General features: G+C 58.9%; 21 protein-coding genes. 9 read left to right on the plus strand and 12 right to left on the minus strand.

The window, feature by feature from the left end; translation table 11 throughout:
* The first annotated feature begins 118 nt into the window (after positions 1-118).
* On the plus strand, positions 119-2911 hold the full coding sequence (gene glnE / locus CSE6_RS05265) for a bifunctional [glutamate--ammonia ligase]-adenylyl-L-tyrosine phosphorylase/[glutamate--ammonia-ligase] adenylyltransferase (RefSeq protein ID WP_045839334.1): 2793 nt from the start codon (positions 119-121) through the stop codon (positions 2909-2911).
* Positions 2912-3251: 340 nt separating this feature from the next.
* On the opposite strand, the gene CSE6_RS05270 is transcribed toward glnE, so the two are convergent.
* Positions 3252-3869: a glutathione S-transferase C-terminal domain-containing protein gene (locus tag CSE6_RS05270; protein ID WP_012840344.1), complete on the minus strand. Its 618-nt coding sequence runs from the start codon at positions 3867-3869 to the stop codon at positions 3252-3254.
* Between the two features lie 170 nt (positions 3870-4039).
* Here CSE6_RS05270 and purB point away from each other — a divergent pair, with 170 nt between their 5' ends.
* Together purB and CSE6_RS05280 are read left to right on the plus strand one after the other, a co-directional pair.
* Positions 4040-5419 (plus strand): adenylosuccinate lyase, encoded by a 1380-nt coding sequence (gene purB / locus CSE6_RS05275; protein ID WP_003066783.1) that lies wholly within the window; start codon positions 4040-4042, stop codon positions 5417-5419.
* Positions 5420-5556: 137 nt separating this feature from the next.
* Entirely contained in the window at positions 5557-6117 is a 561-nt protein-coding gene (locus tag CSE6_RS05280; RefSeq protein WP_003072218.1) for a YaeQ family protein, read from the plus strand.
* Positions 6118-6120: 3 nt separating this feature from the next.
* Here CSE6_RS05280 and CSE6_RS05285 read toward each other — a convergent pair whose 3' ends face one another.
* Positions 6121-6570, minus strand: coding sequence for a DUF3717 domain-containing protein (locus tag CSE6_RS05285; protein WP_034351032.1), 450 nt, complete (start codon positions 6568-6570; stop codon positions 6121-6123).
* A gap of 425 nt (positions 6571-6995) precedes the next feature.
* On the opposite strand from CSE6_RS05285, the gene CSE6_RS05290 reads away from it, so the two are divergent.
* The 3 genes from CSE6_RS05290 (at position 6996) to CSE6_RS05300 (ending at position 8818) form a co-directional block, all read left to right on the plus strand.
* Entirely contained in the window at positions 6996-7751 is a 756-nt protein-coding gene (locus tag CSE6_RS05290) for a TerC family protein (RefSeq protein WP_034351034.1), read from the plus strand.
* A 133-nt stretch (positions 7752-7884) separates the two neighbouring features.
* Entirely contained in the window at positions 7885-8358 is a 474-nt protein-coding gene (locus CSE6_RS05295) for a hypothetical protein (RefSeq protein WP_034351037.1), read from the plus strand.
* Positions 8359-8467: 109 nt separating this feature from the next.
* Entirely contained in the window at positions 8468-8818 is a 351-nt protein-coding gene (locus CSE6_RS05300; RefSeq protein ID WP_034348032.1) for a phage holin family protein, read from the plus strand.
* On the opposite strand, the gene CSE6_RS05305 is transcribed toward CSE6_RS05300, so the two are convergent.
* Positions 8777-10438, minus strand: a complete 1662-nt coding sequence (locus CSE6_RS05305; protein WP_083994684.1) for a M48 family metalloprotease — start codon at positions 10436-10438, stop codon at positions 8777-8779. The two genes, CSE6_RS05300 and CSE6_RS05305, sit on opposite strands and share 42 nt — an antisense overlap.
* 194 nt (positions 10439-10632) lie before the next feature.
* On the opposite strand from CSE6_RS05305, the gene moaC reads away from it, so the two are divergent.
* Complete coding sequence (gene moaC, locus CSE6_RS05310) at positions 10633-11106, plus strand: cyclic pyranopterin monophosphate synthase MoaC (RefSeq protein WP_059440030.1); 474 nt, start codon at positions 10633-10635, stop codon at positions 11104-11106.
* 133 nt (positions 11107-11239) lie between these two features.
* Here the strand turns inward: moaC and CSE6_RS05315 are convergent, their stop codons facing one another.
* From CSE6_RS05315 to CSE6_RS05355, 9 genes are all read right to left on the minus strand, one after another.
* Entirely contained in the window at positions 11240-12781 is a 1542-nt protein-coding gene (locus CSE6_RS05315) for a spermidine synthase (protein ID WP_059440031.1), read from the minus strand.
* A 15-nt stretch (positions 12782-12796) separates the two neighbouring features.
* A complete protein-coding gene (locus CSE6_RS05320; protein WP_152668540.1) occupies positions 12797-13435 on the minus strand; it encodes an MFS transporter in 639 nt (212 codons plus the stop codon).
* Positions 13436-13486: 51 nt separating this feature from the next.
* On the minus strand, positions 13487-15301 hold the full coding sequence (locus CSE6_RS05325) for a phosphoethanolamine transferase (RefSeq protein WP_059440033.1): 1815 nt from the start codon (positions 15299-15301) through the stop codon (positions 13487-13489).
* Positions 15302-15504: 203 nt separating this feature from the next.
* Complete coding sequence (locus CSE6_RS05330) at positions 15505-16890, minus strand: sulfatase-like hydrolase/transferase (protein WP_059440034.1); 1386 nt, start codon at positions 16888-16890, stop codon at positions 15505-15507.
* Positions 16891-16893: 3 nt separating this feature from the next.
* Complete coding sequence (gene tfpZ / locus CSE6_RS05335; RefSeq protein ID WP_059440035.1) at positions 16894-17664, minus strand: TfpX/TfpZ family type IV pilin accessory protein; 771 nt, start codon at positions 17662-17664, stop codon at positions 16894-16896.
* Between the two features lie 58 nt (positions 17665-17722).
* Positions 17723-18409 carry a prepilin-type N-terminal cleavage/methylation domain-containing protein gene (locus tag CSE6_RS26675; RefSeq protein ID WP_370545697.1) on the minus strand — a complete coding sequence of 229 codons (687 nt, stop codon included), beginning with the start codon at positions 18407-18409 and terminating at the stop codon, positions 17723-17725.
* Between the two features lie 83 nt (positions 18410-18492).
* Positions 18493-19209, minus strand: coding sequence for an FHA domain-containing protein (locus tag CSE6_RS05345; RefSeq protein WP_059440036.1), 717 nt, complete (start codon positions 19207-19209; stop codon positions 18493-18495).
* Between the two features lie 316 nt (positions 19210-19525).
* Positions 19526-20074 (minus strand): single-stranded DNA-binding protein, encoded by a 549-nt coding sequence (ssb, locus tag CSE6_RS05350; RefSeq protein WP_059440037.1) that lies wholly within the window; start codon positions 20072-20074, stop codon positions 19526-19528.
* A gap of 271 nt (positions 20075-20345) precedes the next feature.
* Entirely contained in the window at positions 20346-21518 is a 1173-nt protein-coding gene (locus CSE6_RS05355; protein WP_059440155.1) for an MFS transporter, read from the minus strand.
* 226 nt (positions 21519-21744) lie between these two features.
* Here CSE6_RS05355 and uvrA point away from each other — a divergent pair, with 226 nt between their 5' ends.
* Positions 21745-24813 (plus strand): excinuclease ABC subunit UvrA, encoded by a 3069-nt coding sequence (gene uvrA / locus CSE6_RS05360; RefSeq protein ID WP_059440038.1) that lies wholly within the window; start codon positions 21745-21747, stop codon positions 24811-24813.
* A 54-nt stretch (positions 24814-24867) separates the two neighbouring features.
* A complete protein-coding gene (locus CSE6_RS05365; RefSeq protein ID WP_059440039.1) occupies positions 24868-26040 on the plus strand; it encodes an FAD-binding oxidoreductase in 1173 nt (390 codons plus the stop codon).
* Positions 26041-26238 lie beyond the last annotated feature (198 nt).

The following is a 26238-nucleotide window of genomic DNA, read 5'->3' on the forward strand; positions in this document are numbered from 1 at the left end:
TGGCAGGAATTATGACCGGCGCCCCCGTGCGCGTTTCGGTAACCACACGTTGCCGGGCTGATTACCTGCCTGCCTGACACCATTTTTCACGGTCCGCATGCAGTCCCCAGAGCAAGCAATGGCAGAAAACGCCCTCAATGTTCCTTCCCCGGCCCAGTACTCGCGCTTTGTGCAGCGCCTTCACCGCCGTTACGAGAACTGGTTTGACGCCTTGCCGCCGGGAGCCCCCGACCGGGCCCTGATGGAGCAGGCCCTGGGCACGCTGCAGTCGCGCGGCCTGGACCTCTCCGCGGCGCTGCGCGTGCTGCGCCAGTTGGTGATGGAGCGCATCATCGTGTTGGACTGCGAACAGCAGGCACCTCTCGCCGTGGTGACCAAGGCCGTCACCGAGCTGGCCGAGCTGGCCCTGGATCGCGCCTGCACCCAGGTGCGCGCCGAACTCGACACCCGGCATGGTGCACCTCAAGGACCCGCCGGCCAGGAAGTCCAGTTCTGGGTCATAGGCATGGGCAAGCTAGGTGCCCGCGAGCTCAATGTCTCCAGCGACATCGACCTGATCTACGTCTACGAACATGATGGCGACACCCGGGGCAAGGCCGACGGCCGCGGCGTGATCTCCAACCACGAGTACTTCGGCCGTGCCGTCAAGGGCATCTTCAGCCTGATCGGCGACACCACCGAACACGGCTTTGTCTTTCGCGTCGACCTGGCCCTGCGGCCCAACGGCAATTCCGGCGCCCCCGCCGTTTCGCTGTCCTCGCTGGAGGAGTATCTGCAGATCCACGGCCGGGAGTGGGAGCGCTTTGCCTGGCTCAAGAGCCGCATCGTGGCGCCGCTGGCCGATATCCAGACCCCCAACGTCCAGGCCCTGCGCGGCGTGGTGCTGCCCTTTGTGTTCCGCCGCTATCTGGACTATGCGGTGTTCGACTCGCTGCGCAGCCTGCATCGCCAGATCCGCGACCACGCCTCCAAGCGCAGCGCAGGCCATCCCGAGCGCGCCAACGACGTCAAGCTCTCGCGCGGCGGTATCCGCGAGATCGAATTCATCGTGCAGCTGCTGCAGGTGGTGCGCGGCGGCCAGTTCCCCGAACTGCGCCGTCGCCCCACACTGGAAGCGCTGCAGCGCCTGGTGCAGGCCAATCTGATGAGCGCCGAGATTGCCGATGCGCTGAGCCGCGCCTACATCTTCTTGCGCCAGGTGGAGCACCGCATCCAGTATCTGGACGATCAGCAGACCCATGTGCTGCCCACACGCGACGATGATCTGCTGTGGATTGCCCGCACCCTGGGCTATGCCGATGCCTGCGGCTTTCTGCACCAGCTGGACGAGCACCGCGAACTGGTGGCGCAGGAGTTCGACACCTTGCTCGGCGGTGACTCCCAACAATGCAGCAACGGCCACTGCAATGCCGCCAAGGCCGCGGCAGGCGGACCGCCCACGCCCAGAGACATCGAAGACCTGATCGAGGCCCTGCCTCCCTCGCTGGCCGGGCAGGTCGCCGACTGGCGCAGCAATACCCGCATCAATGGCCTGCGCGACGAGGCGCGGGCCCGTTTGTTCAGGCTGGTGGAGCGCACCTCGCAATGGGTGGAAAGCGGCCAGTCCAGCGAAGAAGCTGCCAAACGCTTTCTGCAGTGGCTGGAACCCTTGCTGCGCCGCGAAAGCTACCTCGCCTTGCTGCTGGAACGCCCGGCAGTTCACGAGAGGTTGCTACATCTTTTGGGAGCTGCACGCTGGCCTGCACGGTACCTGCAGCAACACCCCGGGGTGATCGATGAGCTGGCCAGCGATGCCATCCTCAAGGAGCGCTTTGTCGCAGCAGACTTCGAGCACGAGCTGGCCATGCGCCTGGCCGCCCTGCAGTCCACGGGCGAGGACGACGATGAAACCCTGCTCAATCTGCTGCGCCGCGCCCACCATGCCGAAGTCTTCCGCACCCTGGCGCGCGATATCGAAGGCCGCATTACCGTAGAGCAAGTGGCAGACGACCTCAGCGCCCTGGCCGACAGCGTGCTGCGCATCACGGCCCAATGGTGCTGGAGCCGGCTCAAGAACCGCCATCGCGATACGCCACGTTTCGGCATCGTGGGCTACGGCAAGCTGGGCGGCAAGGAGCTCGGCTACGGCAGCGATCTGGACATCGTCTTCGTCTTCGATGACGACGATGAGCGCGCACCCGAGGTCTACGCGGCCTATGTGCGCAAGCTCATCAACTGGCTGACCGTCAAGACCGGTGAAGGCGATCTGTTCGAGATCGACACCGCGCTGCGCCCCAACGGCAACTCGGGCCTGCTGGTGACCAGCTTCGAGTCCTATGCCAATTACCAGCAGCAGCGCGGCAGCAACACCGCCTGGACCTGGGAACACCAGGCCATGACGCGTGCCCGCTTTGTGCTGGGCAGCCGCGACTTTCCCTCTCCTGCAGGCGAGCCTGCGACCGATCTGCACCTGCATCAGCGTTTTGATGCGGTGCGCGAAGCCGTCATCACCGCGCCGCGCGATGCCGCTGCTCTGCGCAACGAGATTGAAACCATGCGTGAGCGGGTGCGTGGCGCCCACCCGGTACGCGGCGGCCTGTTTGACGTCAAACACAGCCCCGGCGGCATGGTGGATGTGGAATTTGCCGTGCAGTACCTGGTGCTGGCCGAATCCGGCGCGCACCGCGAGCTGATCGCCAATGTGGGCAATATCGCCTTGCTGCAGCGCGCCGAAGACGCGGGCCTGCTGCCCAAGACAGTGGGCTATGAAGCAGCCAAGGCCTACCGCGAGCTGCGCCGCCTGCAACACGTGGCAAGACTGGACGAGCGCTCCGGACAGCTGGAGCCGGAGCAGGCCCAGGCCCAGCGCGAAGCGGTACTCAAGCTCTGGGCTGCGGTGTTCGGGCCTGTCGCCTCAGCACAAAGCAGCTAACTGTCTCAAGGGACCGGAGATTGGTGAGTACCTGCTTTTCGAAGCACTGGCAGCATCCATCAAGATTTGCCTACAGGCATTGCCAAACTGTTACAAAAATGAAACCCACGGGGGCTGGAACTTCTGCAACAGTGTCTTATCTGATAGTCAAGTGCAATGAACTGACAGGTCTGCATTCACCAATTTCCAGTTGCGAAGCCCTTGGGTACGCCCATTGAACAATCCCCGGAGCGCTTCTCCTCCCTCCCTCTCTTAATTCGTTTCGGGATGCTTCGCAGCTTTTTTATGCCCCAAAAAAGGCCACTTTCGAGTGGCCTTTTCTTTGACGGCATGCTGTCACTCAGTGGGGCACGGTGTTCACAAAGCTGGGGCGTGCCGCCAGCTTGATCAGCAAGGCGGCCAGATTCGGATGCTCGGCGCGCCAATCCATCTCGGGAAAGCGGAAATCCAGCCAGGCCAGGGCACAGCCGACGCTGATATCGGCCAGCGTCAGATGCGTGCCTCCGCAGCAAAACGGCTTCTCGCCCAGGCCCTGAGACATGACCTTGAGCGCGGCCTGGACCTTGCCCATCTGGCGATCCATCCAGGCCTGGCTGCGCTGCTCTGCGCTGCGGCCGGGCCAGGTGGCCTCCAGCCGCACCAGAACGGCAGCGTCCAGCATGCCGTCAGCCAGGGCCTCCCAGGTCTTGACCTCGGCGCGCTCGCGGCCCGTGCCCGGAATCAGCTTGCCAACCGGCGAAAGTGTGTCCAGATATTCGACGATGACGCGCGAATCGAACATGGCCTCCGTGCCGTCCATCACCAGACGCGGCACCTTGCCCAGAGGATTGCCCGTCCCCGGCGCAAGCGCTTCCTCCCAGGGGTTCTCTTCGACGAATTGATAGTCCAGCTTCTTTTCGGCCAGCACGACGCGGACTTTGCGCACAAAGGGGCTGGTGGTGGAGCCTATTAGTTTCATAGCAGCGGTTCCATGACACGAGTCACCGGCGACGGGCCGGTGCGATGATTCTATGCGCTGGCATGGCGGCACGGCTGCCGCCGCAAAGGGCCGGCATGCATGTCAGTCACGGCCGCAGAGCAACCCAGCGCGGCGTGCGACTGATGCAGCGCACCTACAATTGCGCCACCATGAACCTGTCCTCCCTCACCGCCATCTCTCCCTTGGACGGCCGCTACGCCGCCAAGCTGTCCGCACTGCGCCCCATCATGAGCGAATACGGCTATATGCACCGCCGTGTTCAGGTCGAGGTGACCTGGTTCATCGCCCTGTCCGATGCCGGCTTTGCCGAATTCCCCGCGCTGTCGGCCGAATCGCGCGACTATCTGCACGCGCTGGTCGCCAACTTCTCCGAAGCCGATGCAGACGCCATCAAGGCCATCGAAAAGACCACCAACCACGACGTGAAGGCCGTGGAGTACTGGATCAAGTCCAAGTTCGATGGCCGCGCCGAGCTGCAAAAGGCCGCCGAGTTCGTGCACTTTGCCTGCACCAGCGAAGACATCAACAACACCAGCCACGCGCTGCAGATCCGCGTCGGCCGCGACACCGTGCTGCTGCCTGCCATCGACGGCATCATCGCCAAGCTGCGCGAGATGGCCCACCTCTACGCCGAAGTGCCCATGCTCAGCCGCACGCACGGCCAGACCGCCTCTCCCACCACCGTGGGCAAGGAACTGGCCAATGTGGTCGTGCGCCTGCAAAAGGCCGCTGCCAACATCGCCGGTGTGAAGATCCTGGGCAAGATGAACGGCGCCGTGGGCAACTACAACGCCCACCTGTCGGCCTGGCCCGAGTTCGACTGGGAAGCGTTCAGCCAGAACGTGGTGGAATCGGCCGAGCCCAAGGGCCTGGGCATCAGTTTCCAGCCCTACTCCATCCAGATCGAGCCCCATGACTACATGGCCGAGCTGTTTGACGCGATGGCGCGCACCAACACCATCCTGATCGACCTGTCGCGCGACATCTGGGGCTATGTGTCCCTGGGCTTCTTCAAGCAGCGCCTGAAGGCCGGCGAGATCGGCTCGTCCACCATGCCCCACAAGGTCAATCCCATCGACTTCGAGAACTGCGAAGGCAATCTGGGCATGGCCAACGCCATGCTCAAGCATCTGGCCGAGAAGCTGCCCATCAGCCGCTGGCAGCGTGACCTGACCGACTCCACCGTGCTGCGCAACATCGGCGTCGCCTTCGGCTACACCACGCTGGCCTACGCTTCGCTGATGACCGGCCTGAACAAGCTCGAACTCAACGAAGAGCGCCTGCAGGAAGACCTGAACCACGCCTGGGAAGTGCTGGCCGAGCCCATCCAGACCGTGATGCGCCGCTATGGCGTGCAGGGCGCCTACGAAAAGCTCAAGGAAGTCACGCGCGGCAAGACCGTGCTGGCCGAAGACCTGCACCGCCTGATCAACGGTCTGGAAATCCCCCAGGCCGACAAGGACCGTCTGCTGGCCATGACGCCAGCCTCCTACATCGGCAAGGCTGCCGAGCTGGCCAAGCGCGTTTGAACCGCAAAAAGGATAGCTGCTAGCGCTTGATACTCAAGCATCTCAGCATTAAAGAGCTGCCAAAGCCAATGTTGATTGGCGCTGGCAGCTCTTGTTTTTGATAGTTTTCAAAAGGACTGCCTGCGGGCAGCACCGCCATGGCCATCAAGTCCACCATCTTCAAAGCCAATCTGTCGATTGCCGACATCGACCACAACTACTACGCCGACCACAATCTGACACTGGCGCGCCATCCCAGCGAAACAGATGACCGCATGATGGTGCGCCTGGTGGCCCTGGCGCTGAACGCCTGGAAGCTGCAGGACCTGTGCAATGGTGACGGCACGCTGGGCTTTGGCATCGGCTTGTCCGACCCTGATGATCCGGACGTGCACATCACCGACTACACCGGCCAGAAGCGCCTGTGGATCGAAGTCGGCCAACCCGACGAAAAGCCCATCACCAAGGCCTGCAACAAGTCCGACCATATGCTGGTCTATCCCTTCAACCACGCCGCCCATGTCTGGTGGAAGGGTCTGGAAGGCAAGCTGGCCCGCCAGAGCAAGCTGGAAGTGCATTACATCGACTCGGAAGTGGCCCAGCAACTGGGTGCGCTGGCCGAGCGCAGCATGCAGCTGCAGGCCACGATTCAGGAAGGCCAGCTCACACTGTCCAGCAATCTGGGCACGGTGTTTGTCGAGCCCACGCGCTGGAAATAAGCTTCAAAAACTCTGGCCGCGCCGCTCCGCCGCGCGCTCCGCATAGCGGTTGAAGCGCCAGGAATCGCCCTCGACCGTGATGCGGCGCCATACGGCCCGCTTCTCGGCGGGCTCCATGGCCGTCCAATACTGCACCTCGTCGAAACTGCGGCCGCAGCCCTTGCATTTCTCGTCGCCCTGGCTGGTGGAACAGATGGCAATGCAAGGCGTATCGGGCATGGTGTCGAACCAGGCCAGCCAGGCAGCCATGGCATGTGACGGAAAGCCCTCCACCGCCACCTCGGACTCGCAGGCATGAATCATCAGCGCATACACCTCGGCCAGAGCCTTCACCTCGGGTGCCAGCAGCACGCCGTCGGGCGATGGAGCGCGGCCTCGCCAGTAATTGATGGCAGCTTCGATGTCGGTGATGTGAATGGCAGTCATGGAGCAGGCATCATAAGCCGCTGCCATGAGGCCTGCGTCAGCAAGGTTGCTTCGTTTTTGGTAGCTGCCTGTGCTTTGTGCAAAGGCGCCGCAAGACGGCTGCTCAATATAAAACCTGTGAACTAGATGGGGTTTGAAACTTGAAATCCCATGCCTGCTGTGTTGAAATGCGCAGCTTCGAAGGGGAGTAGCTTATCGGGCGCATGTTTTGCGCCATGAGCGGATGGTCGTCAATACGAAGCGCAAGCTTCCGGCCATACGGTTTGCAGCCAGGCTGCAATCGAGCAAGACCTTTGATAGGCCGATGACGGTCAATCAAAGTGTCTGCCCCTGCACGATTCCTCGCGCGGGTTTGCGCTTCGACTTACGTCACCTTGGTCTTCACCCGCTGGCGTCAAGTGCCAAACCTATGCAGACTGCACCAGCGGCATTCCACAACGAGGAAAAATCACATGGATCTGGACTTTCTGACCCACACGCCCTTCTGGATTGCGCTGGGCCAAATCATCATCATCGACATCCTGCTAGGCGGCGACAACGCGGTCGTGATCGCACTGGCCTGCCGCAAGCTGCCACCCGAGCAGCGTCGCAAGGGCATCATCTACGGTACTGCCGGTGCCATCGTCCTGCGCATCATCCTGATCGCCTTTGCCATGGTGCTGCTGCAGCTGCCGTTCCTGAAGGTCGTGGGTGCCATACTGCTGATCTGGATCGGTATCAAGCTGATTGCTCCCGATGACGAAGGTCATGACAACATCGAAGGCAGCGACAAGCTGTTTGCCGCCATCAAGACCATCATCGTCGCCGACCTGGTGATGTCCGTGGACAACGTGATCGCCATCGCCGGCGCAGCCCAGAGCTCGGGCGACCACCAGATGCTGCTGATCGTGCTGGGTCTGCTGATTTCCGTGCCCATCATCGTCTGGGGCTCGCAGCTGGTCATCAAGCTGATGGAGCGCTTCCCCATGATCATCGTGGCCGGCGGCATGCTGCTGGGCTGGATCGCGGGCGGCATGTTCGTGACCGACCCCGTGTTCGTGAATACCGACAAGTGGCTGTGGATGCCCAAGCTGGGCACGACCGATGCACAAGGTCTGGCCGAGATCTCCAAGACCCTGTACTGGGCAGCCCATATCGGCGGCGCACTGCTGGTTCTGGCTCTGGGCAAGTTCATTGCCAGCCGCCGCCCCGCTGTTGCAGCCCACTAAGTCTGGAAAACCCAGCAATTCGTGAAGGAATGCGGGAACTGACCGCAGCCTTCACGACTCACAATAGAAACAAGTCGGCACATTCCTACAGATGTGCCGCATTCTTCAACCTTCGTTCCAGTTAGGACGCACTTTGAACCCCATCATTGTTTACGTGGATGACGCCACATACGCCCAGCCTATGCTCGAGGCACTGGCGGGATCGAGCCAGGCGGCTTCCTCCCACTGGTTGCTGGTGGCCTGTGCTCCGCGCATGACCCACCGTGTGAGCAAATGGGTCAGCCATCGCGCTCGCGAGAACTGGCGCGGCAAATGGGCAGACAAGCTGTTTGCGGCGCTGATGCCCGTAATGGCGACGACAGGAGGCAAGGTCACCGCCGTGCTGGCCAAGGGCCCGCTGACCGAGCTGGTCGCCGAGTTGCAGCAGGAACATGGCGCAGCGCAGATCATCGACGCCCGCCGCCCCAAGCAGGAGGTCGTGCAAGCCGCTCCCGTCAAGGCCAATGCCAAGACAGGTGCCACCGGCGGCCGCTGGAATCTGCCCGGCACCATGGCGGCGATTGCCGCCATGATGGGCTTTGTGATCGACGACTCGCTCTCGATTTAAGAGCTTCAAGCACTCTTTGAATAAGCCTTGCGCGGCCAACACCTCGCAAGGCTTTTTTTATGCTGCGCCGCGATGACCGCAGACACGGCCTGCTGCTATGCTGGCCAGCATGAAAATCCTCGTCAAATGGCTTCTTTGCGCGGCGGCTCTTCTCGCGGTCGCCTATGTCTACAGCGGCGTACAGGTACAGAGCTTCGGCTCGGCCATGATTGCAGCCCTGGTCATCGGCCTGCTCAACACCATCATTCGCCCCATCCTGGTGATACTGACGCTGCCCGTGACCATCATCACCGTGGGCCTGTTCCTGCTGGTGGTCAACGGCCTGATGTTCTGGATGGCCTCCGGCATCCTCGGCGGCTTCCATGTCACGGGCTTCTGGGCCGCCATGCTGGGTGCGCTGATCTACTCGGTGCTGGGCCTACTTATTGACCGCCTTGTCGCGCAGCTGTTCCCGGAGTAACTCGTCCACGGCACGCAAACGCGTGTCGATGATGGAAGCCTCGAAGTAATCGGCACCGGCGCCGGCCTTGCGGGCCAGATCCTGCGCGGCCTTGAAGCGATCCACCGCTGCCGCGTAGTCATAGTGCGCCACCTGGGCCTCTGCTTCAGCCCGCAGGGCGCGCATCTCCTGGCCCTGGCTGCGCCACACGCGGGCCAGCGTCTGCCAGGCCGAGCCATCGCGGGGATGGTCCGTCACCCAGGTCTGCAAGGGGCTGGCCATGGAGCCAGCCTGGTTGAGCCTGAGCAGGATTTCCGCCTTGAGCAACAGCTCTGGCCTGCGCGGCGCAACCCGCTCCACCACGTCAATCGTGGCCAGACTCGGCCCGGCCTCACGTGGCCCGGCCTCGCGCGGCCCGGCCAGATTGCCGCTGGCCGTGACCCTGGGCGCCGCCTGGGGCGCATTGCCGGACTGCAGCGGCAAAGCCGCCAAGGCCGCCTGCGGGTTGTCGGCCTTGAATTCAAGCTCGGCATTCAGCCATCTGGCTTGAATATTCGCTGGTGCGTTGCCCGCCGTCGCCGCGAGCAACCGCTGCGCCATCTCGCGCGCCAGCGGCCAGTCGCGCAGATACATGGCACTGAGCGTCGCTGCATAGAGCTGAGCAACCTGCTCCAACTGGCTCAGGCCGGAAAAACTGCCGGAACGCGGCAGCGTGGCCCACTGACGACGCACCTCGACACCGGGGTTGGAAATCACGCGTGCGCGGGCCGACATCATCACATGCTCCAGCGTCGGCACAGGGTCGGCCGCACGCTTGCCAGGCGGAATGCGCGAATCCATGTCCGCTATACGCTGGGTGGTCAGCGGGTGGCTGCGCAGATAGGGCCAGCTGCCGTTGTCATTGAGCCGGCTGGCCTGCTGCAGCTTGCCGAACATGCTCACAAAACCCTGGGGGGCAAAACCGGCAGGAGACATCAGGCTGTAACCCATGCGGTCCGCCTCGCTCTCCATGGCACGCGAGAAATTCAGCTGGTTCTGCATCACCGCCGCCGGACCGCCCATCATGATGGCCATGGCTGCATCGGGGCTGCGCGTGGCCGCCAGGGCGCCCAGCAGCATGGAAGCCAGCATCAGCGGCGTCTGCTTGCCTTGCTGCGCCATCATGCGGGCAATGTGGCGCTGGGTGATATGACTGGTTTCATGGGCAATGACCGAGGCCAGCTCATCGCCGCTGCTGACCACGCCGATCAGGCCCAGATAGACGCCCATATAGCCGCCGGGCAGCGCAAACGCGTTGACCTGACGGTCCTTGCCCAGGAGCAGCGTCCAGGCAAAGCGCTCCTCCAGCTCGGGCGACAGCTCGCCATTCTTGCGCGCAGCATCCTGCAGATGCAGCCAGATGCCTTCCACATATTCCTGCAGCACCGGGTCGTCCAGATAGTCCGGATCGCGGTACAGCTCGCGGACGATGGAATCGCCCAGACGCCGCTCCTCGCCCGTGGTCAGCGACGATGCGCCGTCGCCCAGGGTCGGCAAACCCGCCGCCTGCGCAGAGGAAGCCAAGGGGGATACGGCCTGAATAGCTATCAAAACAGAAGCTGTCAGCGCTTTTAGAATATGAACTGTACGCAGTTTTGGCATCAAAAATGGCATGGCAATCACAGCATTGCCGACATACGGATCCTCCATATGCCGACCGTTCAACACCCCACTATGATGCCTTGATTGATGGATGCGGCGAGATGCCCGCCTGTGATGCCCAGGTATAGCCGCCACCCACCACAACCCTGATTGCGCCGCAGAGCCGAACCCGTCTGCTGCCGGAAAGAACCGCCATGTCCTCTCTTACCCACTTCGACGCCCAGGGCCAGGCCCATATGGTGGACGTTGGAGCAAAGCCCAGCACCCACCGCATTGCCGTCGCCGAAGGCCGCATCACCATGAAGCCCGAGACCCTGGCCATTGTGCAGGCCGGCACGGCCAAAAAAGGCGACGTGCTGGGCGTAGCCCGCATCGCTGCCATCATGGCCGCCAAAAAGACCAGCGATCTCATCCCGCTTTGCCACCCCCTGGCCCTGACCCGCGTCGCCGTGGAGTTCGAGCTGGAGCCGGAATCCAATTCCATCCTCTGCACCGCCACCGTCGAGCTAAAAGGCCAGACCGGCGTGGAAATGGAAGCCCTGACCGCCGTGCAGGTCGGCTTGCTGACTATCTACGATATGTGCAAGGCGGTGGATAAGGGGATGGTGATGGGGGGGGTCAGAGTGATGGAGAAGCGAGGGGGGAAGTCGGGGAGCTGGATCGCCTGAATCCTTCCCCGTACAAACTCGGACAACCTTGAGCGGGTGATACGCGATGTACGCTCGCGAAACGGGCCATGCAGCTTCCTTTCTTCACTGTTAGGAACGGTTTCGAGGGTGAGTTCACACTGTAGAACACCCGTTATTTTTTTCCATATTTGTATTCCACCAGCATATTGTCATCTCGGATCACTTCAGGGACTCTGCCTAGCGCCTGAAGATCGTGCTCAACTTTCAAAAATGGGACTTTGGCGTACTTCTCGACAAAATCGCCCCCCTTTCTGAACCCTGGTTTACCATCCACGGTCACCTGATAAAGGCGCTCCCAAGACTGCAAAGATTGGGCCTGGGTGAAAGGGTCCCACTGTGCGCCATAGATAAAGTTTTGATAGCGTCGCGTTTCCTTGAACACCGTCGATGCCGTATAGAACGCATCCACCGAGCCCGTCGCGTTGAATGCCAGCACTCCTTTATCGGTCAGATGGCGACTGACCAACGCCATCATTTCCTGTGAAAGCAACATGGAGCTATTGGCGCGCCAATGCCAGGTCGTATTCATCAGAATAAGGTCGTATTTTTCTTGCGGGTAGTACTGCAGCCAGCGGCGTGCATCGTCAATATGGATACGTACACGCGGGTCTTCCAGCGCCCTGCGCTGTGCCTCAAACTGGCGAGCCAGAGTCATATAGCCGGGATTGATCTCGACGACCTCTATCTGCTCCACGCCAGGAAATCCCCGCACAACTGTCAGCCACGAACCAATGGACAGACCCAGAATCAGCACCCTCTTGGCCTCGGGTTGCAGCACATGCAAGGCAAGCGGCCTTTCCAGTCCATTCGTGTTGCGTTCCAGATCGACATTCACCTTGCCGTCATACACGTTCCCGCCATATACCAAATAATCAACAAACCCCTGCCTTCTGACGTTTTGGGATTCAGTGATCGTAATAATTCCATGCCGATTTTCATGTACAGCAACCAAGGACTGCCCAGGCGCAATTGCCCAGGAGCGGGCAAACGAATGCGCGTCACTCCAGGCCCAGTATCCACCAACCAGAGTCAAGCCCAAGCAGAGCAGCATGCAGCTTTGCACCAATAATTTGTGCCCCAGGCCATATACCCAACCAGCAGCGCAGGCCAGCAAAAAAATCACAGCCGCCAGAAAGGCAAAGGTCTGCGTAATCGTCAAAAACTCCAGCAAGACATAGCCCGTTACCAGCGGCCCCAGCGCAGCCCCTACCACATTCATAATGTAGACCCGCGAAAAGTGCCGACCCTTTCCCATAACACTGCCAGCCGACTGTTGCGGAGTACCTAAATGATGAGTTATGGGAAACAAAACCGACAAGGTGGCAGCAGTCAAGAGAATACCCAGTGGGGCGACAATATCGTCTAACGCCAAATCTCTGGAGCCTAAAAAAACCCAAGGAGCCATTACTGCTACAACAGATCCCACCAGCAGCACCAGCACTGAGACTTTTTCTATATCCTGGCGCAGAGGCAGCTGACACACGCGTTTGCCAATCTGTGCGCCCAGCGCAATCCCCAGCAAATAAATCGCCAGCACATAGGCAAACGCCTGCGGGGTACTCTGATTGGCATAGCCATAGAGACGCACCCAGGCAATTTCAAGCGACAGACTACAAAACCCTGTCCAGAAACTGATAAAGCGAGCTGCATTCATGGCAACAAGTCTCCATTAGGCTGCAGCATATGCAGTTCTATTCGCCGAATGCCCACGTGACAATTTCGCCGCCAGCAAGGTCGCAGCAAAGCAGCCAAAATTGATGGCTGCCGCAGTCCAAGCACTGGCATTCAGGCCCCATTGCATGAACAAGATATTGGCTGTCAACCAAGCACCAAACGCCGCTCCCAGGGTATTGAAGAAATACAGCACTCCGACCGACACACCCACATTGGTCAGCGACTCATCAAAGAACATGGTGAGCAAGGGCAGCGTGGCTCCCATAATCGTAGTAGGCACAAGTACCACCAATACCGCCATACAAGCCACACTCCCATAGGACCAGCCCCAGCTACCAAGCGACTGCATTGCAGCAAACAGCCACGGGCTGGCAAAGCCGATCACTGCCAGCCCCAGCTCCGCCAACGCGTACAGCCTCAGCCGCTCGCGCGGCAAGCGGTCTGCTAGCCACCCACCAAGCGCCCCACCAATACCAATACCCAGCATGAACGACGACACGATCAGCGTCACAGAATCGATATCGACCCCCAGCCCGGTGAACAAATAGCGCTGCCACACTATTTGGTAGACCAGTGCAGCGCATCCCGACGCAAAAAAAGTAAGCGCAATCAGCGCGGAAGAAAGTTTTTTCATGGCAAGCATCCTTATTGCTGGTACCAATACTGGGTAGTTACATCTCACCCCTCAGGGAGCTTTGATTAAGCAGGGGTTGCGAGCTGCGGCCTCTTGAAAATCAACCCATTGCGTACCAGCGGACACGACCCGTTGGATCGTTTCTCGCCGGGGCTTTCGCAAAAAGCTGCCGCCCTGCGCCAACGACGTGGCGACTGCAGCCCCGTCTCCTTCCAGCAGGTCGCGCAAGGTCTGGTGGACAGACGCCGTAGTGTAAGGACTTGCAGCATTGGCCTGCAGTGCTGCCACCACGTTCGGATTAGCCTGTGCATAGGCTTGGCTCAACCACAACAGGGCAGGCACTTCGTAAGCGTCAGCTGTAACCCGGTTCGTATCTGGCCTGTTACAGCGCTGATCGGCTCTTCCCTGTCCATGATCGGATACATACAGCAGCACCGCTGAGCGCGCATTCTGCTCAAGAGCTTCAATCATTTGATCAAGCACCATATCGGTATAGGCCACGCTATTTTGGTAAGCCTGCTCTGCATTGCTTGGCACGGCAAAGGGGCCAAAACCCGGCGGGTATCGGTGCTCAAACCGGAAGTGGCTACCCATGGTGTGCAACACCACAAATGCTCGGCCATCCTGCGCCGCCAAAAAACGCCTCAATGCGGGTACCAGCACTTCGTCATAACTGCCCTGCGTTACAAAACTGGAAGGGTTCAAAAAAGCTTTGGACTGAGCCTCATCGGCATACGATGCAATCACACCATCGAACTCACCCACAGCTGCTTGATTCGAGAACCATCCGGTGCGGTAGCCGACTTTCGCCACCTCCGACAAAATGGAGCGTGTGGCCTGAGGATTTGGTGTGCCGTCCGGCCAAAGCACTGGCTGAGCCGTCAACATGGAAGGCACTGCCTGTCGGGTCGAAACGGTCTGCGCCACCACATTGGAAAAGAGGTACACATCTTCACCTCGATTCAGACGTTGCTGCAATCGGGGCGTAGTCTGCACACCACTCTGCTGATGAAACAGACCCCAGGCTTTGCGTGAGGAAGACTCTCCAATCACCAATACCACCACCTCTGGTGCACTCTTCTTTAACGTGAGTGAATCGGGTATCTCACGCATGCTGGCTATAGAAGCCTCCACCACAGCTCTCGCCTGCCAGTACTGTGCCAATGCCCACGGCAACTCATACGGAAATGCCAGAGGCATATCACCGTCGATACCAATGGGCTGATCCCCCTTTTTGAAAGGGTCCTCGTTTGCCTGTATATGAGCCTGCTCGCCAGCAAGCACTCCCTCCCCTCCTGGTTCCTTCATAGTCCAACGAGCGATCCAGGGAAGAAGGAGCAGGCAGACACACACCCCAAAAACTGAAGCCCGCAACTTTCCGGCCCAGTGCCAATGGCGCTGACGCCAAAGCCCAAATAGCACCACGCCACACATGACATTCCACAGCAGCATTGCCCACACAATACTGCGCGGAATGGAAAGCAGCAGTCCACTCCACTCGCCCGGACTGCTCGCCATAGCGATGCCTACCAGGCTTGCATTCAACGGAGATTCGTTCACATAGCGCACAGCCACCGAAATAGGTAACCACCACAAGCACAATGCCCACGAAATAATCCATGCCACCCAAGGCCGGGCAAAAAGCGTCATTGCCAATGTGGCTAGCAACACGGATTTGAACAAGCGATCCAGCATGTCCAACCAGTACGTGGCAGGGTATAAATTCCGCTCCCAAGGAAGCAGATTCGGAATATTCCAGACAAGCACCATTAGCGCAAAAGTCCACCAAGCAGGCTGCGCATACCACTTCGGGAACTGGAGCGGCAATGCGTCCACATCTTTTCTATGCTTGAGAGACCGGTACATAGCGCGTTATGAGTGAGCTTTCAAAGCAAAAAAAGGGCGGGAATTGAAAAAGCATCGAGAAAACGAGCCATGAACGAATATAAGAAATTACCATTCACGATCCGATGCGTCTGGGTTTGACTAATGCTTGCGAACAAGGAGCGGTGAGGCATCATAAATTGAAGCGAAGTCGAACTGCAACGAAAGCCATACCTCAAAATCGATTATTTGACTGAAAAGCTGATCGATGAAACCTGATTTTTCTCAAATTTCTCTCGTGATTCTTCATCATTAAAGATCGGTGCGTGGTCTCCGACAACAATAACCTCCATTCCCTTCAGAGCGGGATCATGGGTCATTTTTTCCAGTTCTTTAAAGAACTGATAATGTAATTGATGATATACACACAGCTGTTCTGAATAATTTTCTCCTAGCCCATTTTTACAAATGGCTTCATCATAGAAACTGATATCACGTTTATCATAAGGCGTATGAGAATTTAGACTCATCCAGTACAATAATACCTTGGGCACTGACTTCAGCTCATGCAATGCATGCTCAAATAAATAACGATCACAGTATCCAGGAAATGAATAGCACTCTTTGGTCTTGTCAAAAGGCAAATTCTCTTTAAATAACATTTTCTGTATACCCACTAGCGGATACCATGTCATCCGGTCATACATGGTTCCGTGTGCGCCATGGAGGGATACCGTTTTATACCCGTTAGCCATCAAATCATTTGGCAGACACCCTATGAGATCTTCTTTATTGACTTTTCTAAATTTCAGTTTAGTGGGAACAATTCCACACAATTCTCTGAACTCACCATAGATAGTCGCACCACCAGACGAGACATTTCCTATTTTCAAATTACTGATATTTTTGCTTTGAACTAGAGAAGATATCTCGTGGCTCACGATTTTTTCGTCTTTTGACTTTCCCCATGACTCGGCCACAACCAGCATAAGCTTATCCGGCAACCCAGAAGTATCTCCCCAAGCCAAATGAACTGCAGAGGGTTTCTTGACCGGCAAGAACTCTCCCTTTTCGTCACTGGTTAACGCATAAACTTCTCTGTTTAAACCCATCACCTCACTGCTGACATAAAGAGAACTACCGAAAATCAGATTCCCACGAGAGGTCAATGTCGGTCGTATGAGATTCCCATCTCTCAAAGATAATGTAAATTGCGTCATCAAGAGAAGAATTCCTAAAACAGCAAATCTTTTCCAACCCACAGATTTCGAAAATTTTCCAATAGCCACAAAAAACAGAATCAACAAGGAAAAATATAGAACAAACAAGAAAATATAAGATCTCTTAGCCTCAGAGAAAAAACTCAAAACAGTTTCCACTTGAGAAATATCGAACAGATATAAAATCGAAGACATTCCCAACACAAGCTCTATTGCAATAGAGAAGACGAACAATGGAATGGCAATCCACTTCTTCCCCATTAAAATAAAAAAGAAGGATGCATACATTTCTATGCTGAATATGTACCTTTTATATCCAAAAAAATATGACAAATATTCGAAAAACAAACCAAAAATAAAAAAAGCACCTGGAATAATCCAAACCTTCCAGTAATTCTTATTTAACGTCATTTTCTATTCAGAAATAAATCCATCAATTTCTGCGTATGCAATCAATGCCGCACTGCTCTTATCGATAAAGACTATCCAGCCCATATTTTTCTCAGAAGTCAAAGGAAGCCACAGCACACGTTCTGAAGAATAGCCATTGCTTTTTAGAAGCTCATGGATGGTATTTTTTTCATCTGGTCTGTATTTATACAAAAAGCTTACCTCATGGGCCACACTCAATACTTTCTCCTTGGAGTCAATATATTGCGCCCACCAATCAGGGCGCACTGATGGAGGTATTCCATTAAGAGACATTTCCAGGCTTTTCAGGTACTCCTGTCCGTCATTGGGCTCCCTTAGGCTTATGACTTTCGGGCCATCCCAAAATTTATTTTCAAGACCTTTCGAAGCCATGGGATTTTTTTCGCTCTGAACCTCAGAGGCCGTCACCACGCGAAATCTGTCAACTTCGAAAACCGTATATAGCGGACGTGCTTCCACTAACGCATAGCAGCCATAGGCAAGAGCACAAAATTGAATAATGGCCACAACAGCCATATCGAAAAATATTTCTTTGTTTTTCTTGTTTTCATTGAATACTATAAAAGTCAGAACGGGTCCACATATCAGATCTACGCATAAAATCAGAAGAAAAATTCTTTCTCCATCAGAAATTTTATAGTAAGGATATGGAAACCAAACTTTAAATACAAGCCATGCAATAAAAATTGCAATCACTACAGAGATTGCAAAATGGACAGAGCTGACCTTTAATTTACCTTGAATCGACATCATTCAATCAAATAAAAAGGGCGCAAACGCGCCCTTTTTCATCTATGTGCCAATACCGTGATTAACGGCACTCTGCAGGTGAAAACTTGGCTCTCACGCCAGAAGTACCGGCAGCGGTAACAGTTACTTTGCGGGCCGTTGCAGTGGTGGCAGTCTCGCCGGTGCACATCCAGTCCAGAGCACCTGTCGTGCCAGCAGTCCAAGCAGTAGCCAGGGACACAGGAGCAGTGCTTGCATTCGCTGTGCGAACACGTGGGTACAGCCAGATTTCATTCTCGGTCGATTTCATACCACCGACAGTGGTTGTGTTGTAAGTGATAATGATTCTGGCAGTATCACCACCGGTCGCGCTAGAACCTTGTTCACTAAACTTAACCGAAGTCACATACTTGGAGTTTGCGCCAGTGCTGCTGGCCTGCTCGTTCCAGTTGAGTGTATAGCGCTGGTAATCAGCCAAGGCTGCAACGCCATCCGTAGCCAAGCCAGCGCGTGCTGGTTGGGCCAAGTTAAAGCCTTCAGTTACACGTGCACGCACTGTGTAATCCTGATAAGCAGGCAGAGCCACGGCGGCCAGAATACCGATGATCGCCACAACGATCATCAGTTCGATCAGGGTGAAACCCTTTTGAATGGAACGCTTCACTTCAAACTCCCTAGTTGGATGAGACACGGGGTACCAAGCAAGCTTCATGCCAACAATTTGGCAAAGGCAGGCCTTATCCAAGATGACACGTTTGGCAACATTCAAGCGAGTTTGCGTAACAATTTTGGCGTTCCCGTCACAAGTAATGACAAATTTGTCAGACTCTTGGCACAAGTCAAGCCAGCCTGTCACTCCACGACAAAGCGCATGGTGCTGCCCGCCAGGTCCACCGTATCGCCATTGAGCAGCGGCACAGACAAAGGGCCCACCACCTGACCATTGAGCTTGAGGTCTTCGCTTGCGCCCTCCAGTTGGGTGAGCACAAAGCCATGGGGCTTCTGGGTGATGGAGGCGATGGCTACACCGGGCTTGCCCAGGGTGGTCACAACCTTGAATAGAGGTATTTCCCTGCCAGCCAGGCTGCCGGTGAGCATGCGAATCACGGCATGGCGCTCAGGCAGTGCGGCGAGCGAGCCCTGAATGGTGGAGCTGAAGCTAGAGATTTCGCCAAATCCTGAGGGACTGGCGACTTTGGCATAGCCGCTGTCTGCTTCTTCGGAAATATGCGCCAACGCCTTTTTGCCGCCTTGGGCAGTTGACGTATTCGTATCGGCAATCACGGTATCGAGAAAGCGGATTTTGTAGCGGCCAATGTCCAGCAGGTCGCCGTTGAGCAGGTCCTGCTTCTGGATGGCGCGACCGTTGACATAGGTGCCGTTGGTGCTGCGCAGGTCTTCAATGCTGACCTTGCCGCCAGAGATGGTGAGCACGGCATGCTCGCCGCTGACTGCCAGATTCTCGATCACGATGTCGTTGTAAGGACGACGACCCAAGGTCGTGCGCTCCTTGGTGAGCTGTACTTCCTTGATGACTGCGCCGTCGATTGAGATGACCAAAGTCGGCATGCTCGAAGCTCCTGAGGAAACGCCAAGTCCTGCTTGGCTGCACTGGCTAGGACCACTCCCACTTGAGTGTGTGATTCAGCGCTCAATCATCAATCGTAACTGGATGAAACGCGCTTGCATGCTGCATCTTATTTCACTAATTCGATGAAGCCAGCTATTCGATTGAAATTTTCAACCATGCTGTCATTCGACTGCAGCATCTTTCGAATCGCACCCGCAATCTATCAAGTCGCCACATAAGAAAAGCCCGCGCTCATTGAAAGCGCGGGCTTTTTTGCAAATCTTTGCAAAGTGGCGACAGCGACCTGTCCGTGATTTAGAACGGGATGTCGTCATCCATGTCGTCAAACCCCGAAGCTGCGCGCTGGGGAGGAGGAGCCATGGGTGCAGGAGCAGGACGCTGCTGCATGGGTGCCGGTGCGGGGCGCTGCTGCATGGGAGCGGGAGCCTGACGGCGGGGTGCTTCGTAGCTGCTTTCGCCATAGCCATCATCGCTGCCGTAGCCGCCTTGCTGCTGAGCACCTCCCTGGCGGCTGCCCAGCATCTGCATGGCGTCGGCACGGATTTCGGTGGCGTAGCGTTCCTGGCCGGAGGCCTGGTCGGTCCACTTGCGGGTGCGCAGGCTGCCTTCCACATAGACCTGGCTGCCTTTGCGCAGGTACTGGCCCACGATTTCGGCCAGTTTGCCGTTGAAGACCACACGGTGCCATTCGGTGGCTTCGCGGTTTTCGCCGGTGTTCTTGTCGCGCCAGCGGTCTGTGGTGGCGATGGTCACATTGGCCACCTGATCGCCGCTGGGGAAGGTGCGCATTTCGGGGTCACGACCCAGATTGCCGACGATGATGACTTTGTTGACGGATGCCATAGAGATACCTTTTCAAAAAGTGGCCCGGGCAATTACGAAAGGTCCCGAACCAATGAACCTCGTATTCTGCCCCAAGCCAGCCATGACGAGCACGGGATTGCCCTATATCCCATCACGGCGATACATGGTGCCCCAGCAGGAAAGGGGCCACTGCGCGCGAGCAGCCGAGCAAGGGCAGCCCCGCTGCGAGGGCTGCGTCCCCTCTGCGTAGCAGAGAGGGGGAAGGCGGGGCCGCCTAGGCGCACAGCGCCTCAGGGGGTGTTGCTGTAAGTCAGTGACGCCCCACCGGGCGCAGCGGCCAGGTCACGACCAGCCACAGGGCAACAAGCACAGCCGTCATGATGAACAAGCCCGGCACGCCAGCAAATTTGGCGACTGCACCACCGAAAGCGCCACCGGCAAACAGGCCCAGCGACTGCAACGTGTTGTAGGCACCCAATGCCGCGCCACGCAGCGGCGCCGGAGCCATGCGCGAGACCAGACTTGGCTGGGTGGCTTCAAGAGCATTGAAGCCGCAGAAAAACAGAAACATCAGCAGCGCCATGCACCAGACCGTCGGAATGGTGCCGCTGGCGGCCAGCATGCCCAGACCGATCTGCACGACCAGTACCAGGCCAATGGCTCCCAGCAAGGCCTTGCGCAGCTTGCCCTTGCGCTCCATGGAAAACAGCAGGCCCATGGCCAGAAAGGACAGCAGCACGGCGGGCAGATAGATATGCCAGTGCTGCTCCTTGGCCAGACCGGCTTGCACCAGCATGGCAGGCACGGCCACCCACATGGACATCTGCACGGTATGCAGAATGAAGACGCCAAAATTCAGACGCAGCAGATCGGACTGGCCCAGCAGCTCGCTGAACTTGCCCTTGGGCGCATCGGCATGCTGTCTGGGCTCGGGCGGCACCACCCACAGCACCACGGCAATGCCGGCCAGCGCCAGCGCACAGGTCAGACCGAAGATGCCGGACAGGCCTATCCAGGCATTGAGCAGCGGCGCCAGCACCAGCGCCAGTGCAAACATCAGGCCGATGCTGCCGCCGACCATGGCCATGGCCTTGGTACGCACGCCGTCGCGCGTCAGATCGGCCAACAGGGCCGTGACGGCGGCAGACACGGCGCCTGCGCCCTGAATGGCACGCCCCGCCATCAGGCCGGTCAGCGAGTCGGCCATGGCCGCAATCAGGCTGCCCGCCGCAAACACCAGCAGGCCGGCGACGATGACACGCTTGCGGCCGATACGGTCGGAGGCCAGGCCGATAGGCAACTGGAACAGGGCCTGGGTCAGGCCATACAGGCCCATGGCCAGGCCGATCATGGCCGGGTCGTCACCGCCCGGGTATTTGCGTGCCTCCAGCATGAAGACGGGCAGCACCAGGAACAGGCCCAGCATGCGCAGCGCAAAGATCAGCGCCAGGGCACCGCTGGAGCGGCGTTCCTGGGAGGTCATGGTGGAAGAGGATTTGTCCGTGCCCTGCGTGCCCGCGCTGGGGGAGGTATTGATTTTTTTCACGCTCAGATTTTGCCAAGAGTCAAAGTCTTATGCCCAGGTTAACTAAACCACTGCCGGGCAAAAGAGAGGAAATAAAACCGTAGATTGTCCGTGAACCTGAATCATCTAGTCACGCGCAAGCCCGTCTGACTATCATGGAGAGTTTTCCCCGTCTGGAGCGCCCGTGTCCCTGAAGCCTGATTCGCCCTCTGAAGTCCATGATGACAGCCTCTATCTGGGCCGTTCTCTGGCGCAGACACGTATCGCCATTCGCGGCGCACGCACGCACAATCTCAAGAACATCGACCTGGACATCCCTCGCAACCAGCTGGTTGTGATCACCGGCCTGTCGGGCTCGGGCAAGTCCAGCCTGGCCTTCGATACCTTGTACGCCGAAGGCCAGCGCCGTTATGTGGAAAGTCTCTCGGCCTATGCACGCCAGTTTCTGGGCCGCCTGGACAAACCCGATGTCGATCTGATCGAGGGCCTGTCGCCCGCCATTTCCATCGAGCAAAAGGCCACCAGCCACAACCCGCGCTCCACCGTGGGCACGGTGACCGAGATCAACGACTATCTGCGCCTGCTCTACGCCCGTGCCGGCACGCCGTTCTGTCCCGACCACAATCTGCCGCTGCAGGCCCAGACCATCAGCCAGATGGTGGACAGCGTGCTGCAGCTTCCCGAGGACACCAAGCTGATGATCCTCGGCCCCCTGGCGCGCGAGAAAAAGGGCGAGTTCGCCGAGCTTTTCGTGCAGCTCCAGGCCCAGGGCTATGTGCGCTTTCGTGTCGACGGGCAGATCTACGATGCACAGTCCCTGCCCAAACTGGAGAAGAACGAGCGCCACAACATCGATGTGGTGATAGACCGCGTCAAGGTGCGCGAAGACATCAAGCAGCGCCTGGCCGAGAGCTTTGAGGCTGCCTTGCGCGCCGGCGGTGCCGATGCCGGCGGCCGCGTCATCGCCCTGGAGATGGACGGCGGCAAGGAGCATCTGTTCAGCGCCAAGTTCGCCTGCCCGCTCTGCGACTACTCCCTGCCCGAGCTGGAGCCGCGCCTGTTTTCGTTCAACTCCCCCATGGGAGCCTGCCAGGCATGCGACGGCCTGGGCAACAGCGAAGCCTTCGACCCCGACCGCGTCGTGCCCTTCCCGTCGCTGAGTCTGGCCAGCGGCGCCATCAAGGGCTGGGACAAGCGCAACAACTACTACTTCTCCATGCTGGAGAGCGTGGCCAAGCACTATGGCGTGAGCACCGAGACGGCGTTCGAGGAGCTGCCCGAGAAAGTGCGCGACGTGATTCTCTTTGGCTCGGGCGACGAGTCCATGGAGTTCAACTATGTTTTCGAGAGCGGCGAACGCAAGGGCGAAGCCTTTATCAAGTCGCACCCGTTCGAAGGCATCATCCCCAATATTCAGCGCCGCTTTCGCGAGACCGAATCCCAGGTCGTGCGCGACGATCTGGCCAAGCTGCGCAGCATCCGCAAATGCCCCGAATGTGAAGGCACACGCCTGCGCCGCGAAGCGCGCTTTGTGCGCGTGGGCGATGGCGAACAGGCCCGCTCCATCTATGAGGTCAGCCATGCCACGCTGGCCGATGCGCTGGGCTGGTTCAAGCAGCTGAGCATGGCCGGGGCCAAGGCCGAGATTGCCGACAAGATCGTGCGCGAGATCGCCTCGCGCCTGCTCTTCCTCAACGATGTGGGCCTGTCCTACCTGAGCCTGGACCGCAGCGCCGACACGCTCTCGGGCGGCGAGGCCCAGCGCATCCGCCTGGCGTCTCAGATCGGCTCGGGCCTGACGGGCGTGATGTATGTGCTGGACGAGCCCTCCATCGGCCTGCACCAGCGCGACAACGACAAGCTGATTGCCACGCTGGAGCACCTGCGCGATATCGGCAACAGCGTGATCGTGGTCGAGCATGACGAAGACATGATGCGCGCAGCCGACCAGATCATCGATATGGGTCCGGGCGCCGGCGTGCATGGCGGCCGCATCATGGCCCAGGGCAGCTATGAAGACATCAAGGCCAGTCCCGATTCGCCCACGGGCCGCTACCTGAGCGGCGTACAAAGCATTCCCGTGCCCAGGCACCGCACCGCCTGGCTGCCCGTGCTGCGCAAGGACAGTGACGCCGAGGCCACCCAGAGCACATCGCGCTTTCCGGTCACGGCCGCCAAAAAGCGGGAATCTGCGAGCAAGGCACGCACCGACCTTCAGGCGCTGACCGTGCAAGGCGCGCGCGGCAACAACCTCAGGAACGTGACGGTGGACTTCCCCGTCGGCCTGTTCACCTGCGTGACCGGCGTTTCGGGCTCGGGCAAATCCACCCTGGTCAACGACACGCTATATGCCGAAGTGGCACGCCAGGTACACCGTGCAGGCACCGAGCCGGCTGCGCATGACGATATCGCGGGCATCGACTATTTCGACAAGGTCATCAACGTCGACCAGTCGCCCATCGGTCGCACGCCGCGCAGCAACCCGGCCACCTATACCGGCCTGTTCACGCCCATCCGCGAGCTGATGGCCGAAACCAATACCGCCAAGGAGCGCGGCTACGGCCCCGGGCGTTTCTCGTTCAATGTCTCCGGCGGGCGCTGCGAAGCCTGCCAGGGCGACGGCGTGGTCAAGGTGGAAATGCATTTTCTGCCCGATGTCTACGTGCCCTGCGACATCTGCCACGGCCAGCGCTACAACCGCGAAACACTGGAAGTTCAGTGGAAGGGCCGGAACATCTCGCAGATTCTGGAGATGACGGTCGAAGACGCTCATGCCTTCTTCAAGGACGTGCCCAGCATTGCGCGCAAGCTGCAGACCCTGCTGGACGTGGGCCTGTCCTATATCCGCCTGGGCCAGAGCGCGACCACGCTGTCGGGTGGCGAGGCCCAGCGCGTCAAGCTCGCACAGGAACTGTCCAAGCGCGACACCGGCCGCACGCTCTACATCCTCGACGAGCCCACCACGGGGCTGCACTTTGCCGACATCGCCCTGCTTCTGAAAGTGCTGCACCAGCTGCGCGATGCGGGCAACACCATCGTCGTGATCGAGCACAACCTCGACGTCATCAAGACCGCAGACTGGCTGATCGACATGGGCCCCGAGGGTGGCTCGGGCGGCGGCCAGGTCGTGGCTCAGGGCACGCCAGAGGAAGTCGCGGCCAACCCGGCCAGCGTGACGGGCCGCTACCTCAAGCCCTATCTGGACAAGGCTCCTGCCAAATCCAGAGCCAAGTCGGCAACAAGCCAGGATTGACCAAGCACAGCCGGCCATGCAGGACCATGGCCGGCGACACCGAGGAGAGAAGCAATGCAGAAAGATGTCTGGGATTTCGTCATCGTGGGCGCGGGCATGGCCGGTGCATCCGCCGCCTGGCAGTTGGCGCAGTCGGGTGGCGAGAACCCGCCCTCGGTGCTGATGCTGGAGCGCGAATCCCAGCCCGGCTATCACACCACCGGCCGCTCGGCCGCACTGTTTGAAGAGCATTACGGCCCCGCCCAGGTGCAGGCCCTGACCCGCGCCAGCCGCGCCTTCTACGATGCGCCACCGGCCGGTTTTGCCGAAGCCCCCATCCTCACGCCGCGCGGCGTGCTCTATGTGGGCACGGCCGAGCAAAAGGATCTGGTGGATGCCGCCTACGCCGAAGCTACCATCCACTCCCCCGAGGCCCAGCGCCTGAACGCCGAGCAACTCAAGGCCCTGGTTCCCGTACTCGACGCCGAAGTCTTGGTGGACGGCTTTCTGGACACCGGCGCACGCGACATCGATGTGCACGGCCTGCACCAGGGCTATATCCGCGGCCTGCGCCAGCGCGGCGGCGATCTGTGGTGCAACGCCGAGGTCCAGGCCATCACCCGGGTCAACGACTTCTGGCACATTGCCCTGCCCCAGGGCCGCAGCCTTCGTGCCAAGGTCATCGTCAACGCCGCCGGTGCCTGGGTGGATGTCGTGGCCGCCATGGTGGGCGCGGCTCCCATCGGCATCACGCCCAAGCGCCGCAGCGCCTTCACCTTCCCGGCCCCCGAAGGCATGGATGCCACGCACTGGCCTGCCATCATCAGCGCCGATGAAAACTGGTACATCAAGCCCGACGCCGGCCAGCTGCTGGGCTCACCCGCCAATGCAGACCCCGTGGCTCCGCACGATGTAGTGCCCGAAGAGCTGGACATTGCCACCGGCATCTATCACATCGAGGAGGCCACCACGCTGCAAATCCGCCGCCCCTCGCATACCTGGGCCGGCCTGCGCAGCTTTGTCGCCGATGGCGAGCTGGTGATAGGCTGGGATGCCTCGCCCACGCCCGTTCCGGGCTTTTTCTGGGTTGCCGCCCAGGGCGGCTATGGCATCCAGAGCGCCGCCGGCTACAGCCTGCTGGCGCGCAATCTGCTGCTGGGGGAGACGCTGGATGCGTCGCTGACGCAGCAGAAGGTGAATGTGGGGGCGGTGTCACCTGCGCGTTGTCAGCGGACTGATCAAAATTGATAGCGCATCGCGCTTTCTGAATGTGGGTTGTAGCCTGATTTTTTCTTGATCTCAGGGCAGAGGCAGGGATTTCACCCCGGCGCGTGACCTACTTTCGGCCACCAGAAAGTAGGCAAAGAGCACAACCCGAGTGTCTGCGCCCCTGCGCTTATCCAGATTACGGAAGCAGCTATTCAAAGCATAAAGAAGCTATCCCGC

This window comes from Comamonas sp. E6 (assembly GCF_001010305.1).
Taxonomy (GTDB): Bacteria; Pseudomonadota; Gammaproteobacteria; order Burkholderiales; family Burkholderiaceae_C; genus Comamonas; species Comamonas thiooxydans.

Coding starts and splice junctions, on each gene's coding strand:
- ssb (WP_059440037.1), bottom strand. CDS start 20,074: ATGGCATCCGTCAACAAAGTCATCATCGTCGGCAATCTGGGTCGTGAC.
- CSE6_RS05270 (WP_012840344.1), bottom strand. CDS start 3,869: ATGAAACTAATAGGCTCCACCACCAGCCCCTTTGTGCGCAAAGTCCGC.
- CSE6_RS05330 (WP_059440034.1), bottom strand. CDS start 16,890: ATGACGTTAAATAAGAATTACTGGAAGGTTTGGATTATTCCAGGTGCT.
- glnE (WP_045839334.1), top strand. CDS start 119: ATGGCAGAAAACGCCCTCAATGTTCCTTCCCCGGCCCAGTACTCGCGC.
- CSE6_RS05320 (WP_152668540.1), bottom strand. CDS start 13,435: ATGAAAAAACTTTCTTCCGCGCTGATTGCGCTTACTTTTTTTGCGTCG.
- CSE6_RS05290 (WP_034351034.1), top strand. CDS start 6,996: ATGGATCTGGACTTTCTGACCCACACGCCCTTCTGGATTGCGCTGGGC.
- CSE6_RS05305 (WP_083994684.1), bottom strand. CDS start 10,438: ATGCCAAAACTGCGTACAGTTCATATTCTAAAAGCGCTGACAGCTTCT.
- purB (WP_003066783.1), top strand. CDS start 4,040: ATGAACCTGTCCTCCCTCACCGCCATCTCTCCCTTGGACGGCCGCTAC.
- CSE6_RS05300 (WP_034348032.1), top strand. CDS start 8,468: ATGAAAATCCTCGTCAAATGGCTTCTTTGCGCGGCGGCTCTTCTCGCG.
- CSE6_RS05280 (WP_003072218.1), top strand. CDS start 5,557: ATGGCCATCAAGTCCACCATCTTCAAAGCCAATCTGTCGATTGCCGAC.
- CSE6_RS05365 (WP_059440039.1), top strand. CDS start 24,868: ATGCAGAAAGATGTCTGGGATTTCGTCATCGTGGGCGCGGGCATGGCC.
- CSE6_RS05315 (WP_059440031.1), bottom strand. CDS start 12,781: ATGAATGCAGCTCGCTTTATCAGTTTCTGGACAGGGTTTTGTAGTCTG.
- tfpZ (WP_059440035.1), bottom strand. CDS start 17,664: ATGATGTCGATTCAAGGTAAATTAAAGGTCAGCTCTGTCCATTTTGCA.
- CSE6_RS05325 (WP_059440033.1), bottom strand. CDS start 15,301: ATGTACCGGTCTCTCAAGCATAGAAAAGATGTGGACGCATTGCCGCTC.
- CSE6_RS05285 (WP_034351032.1), bottom strand. CDS start 6,570: ATGGCAGCGGCTTATGATGCCTGCTCCATGACTGCCATTCACATCACC.
- moaC (WP_059440030.1), top strand. CDS start 10,633: ATGTCCTCTCTTACCCACTTCGACGCCCAGGGCCAGGCCCATATGGTG.
- CSE6_RS05345 (WP_059440036.1), bottom strand. CDS start 19,209: ATGCCGACTTTGGTCATCTCAATCGACGGCGCAGTCATCAAGGAAGTA.
- CSE6_RS05355 (WP_059440155.1), bottom strand. CDS start 21,518: ATGACCTCCCAGGAACGCCGCTCCAGCGGTGCCCTGGCGCTGATCTTT.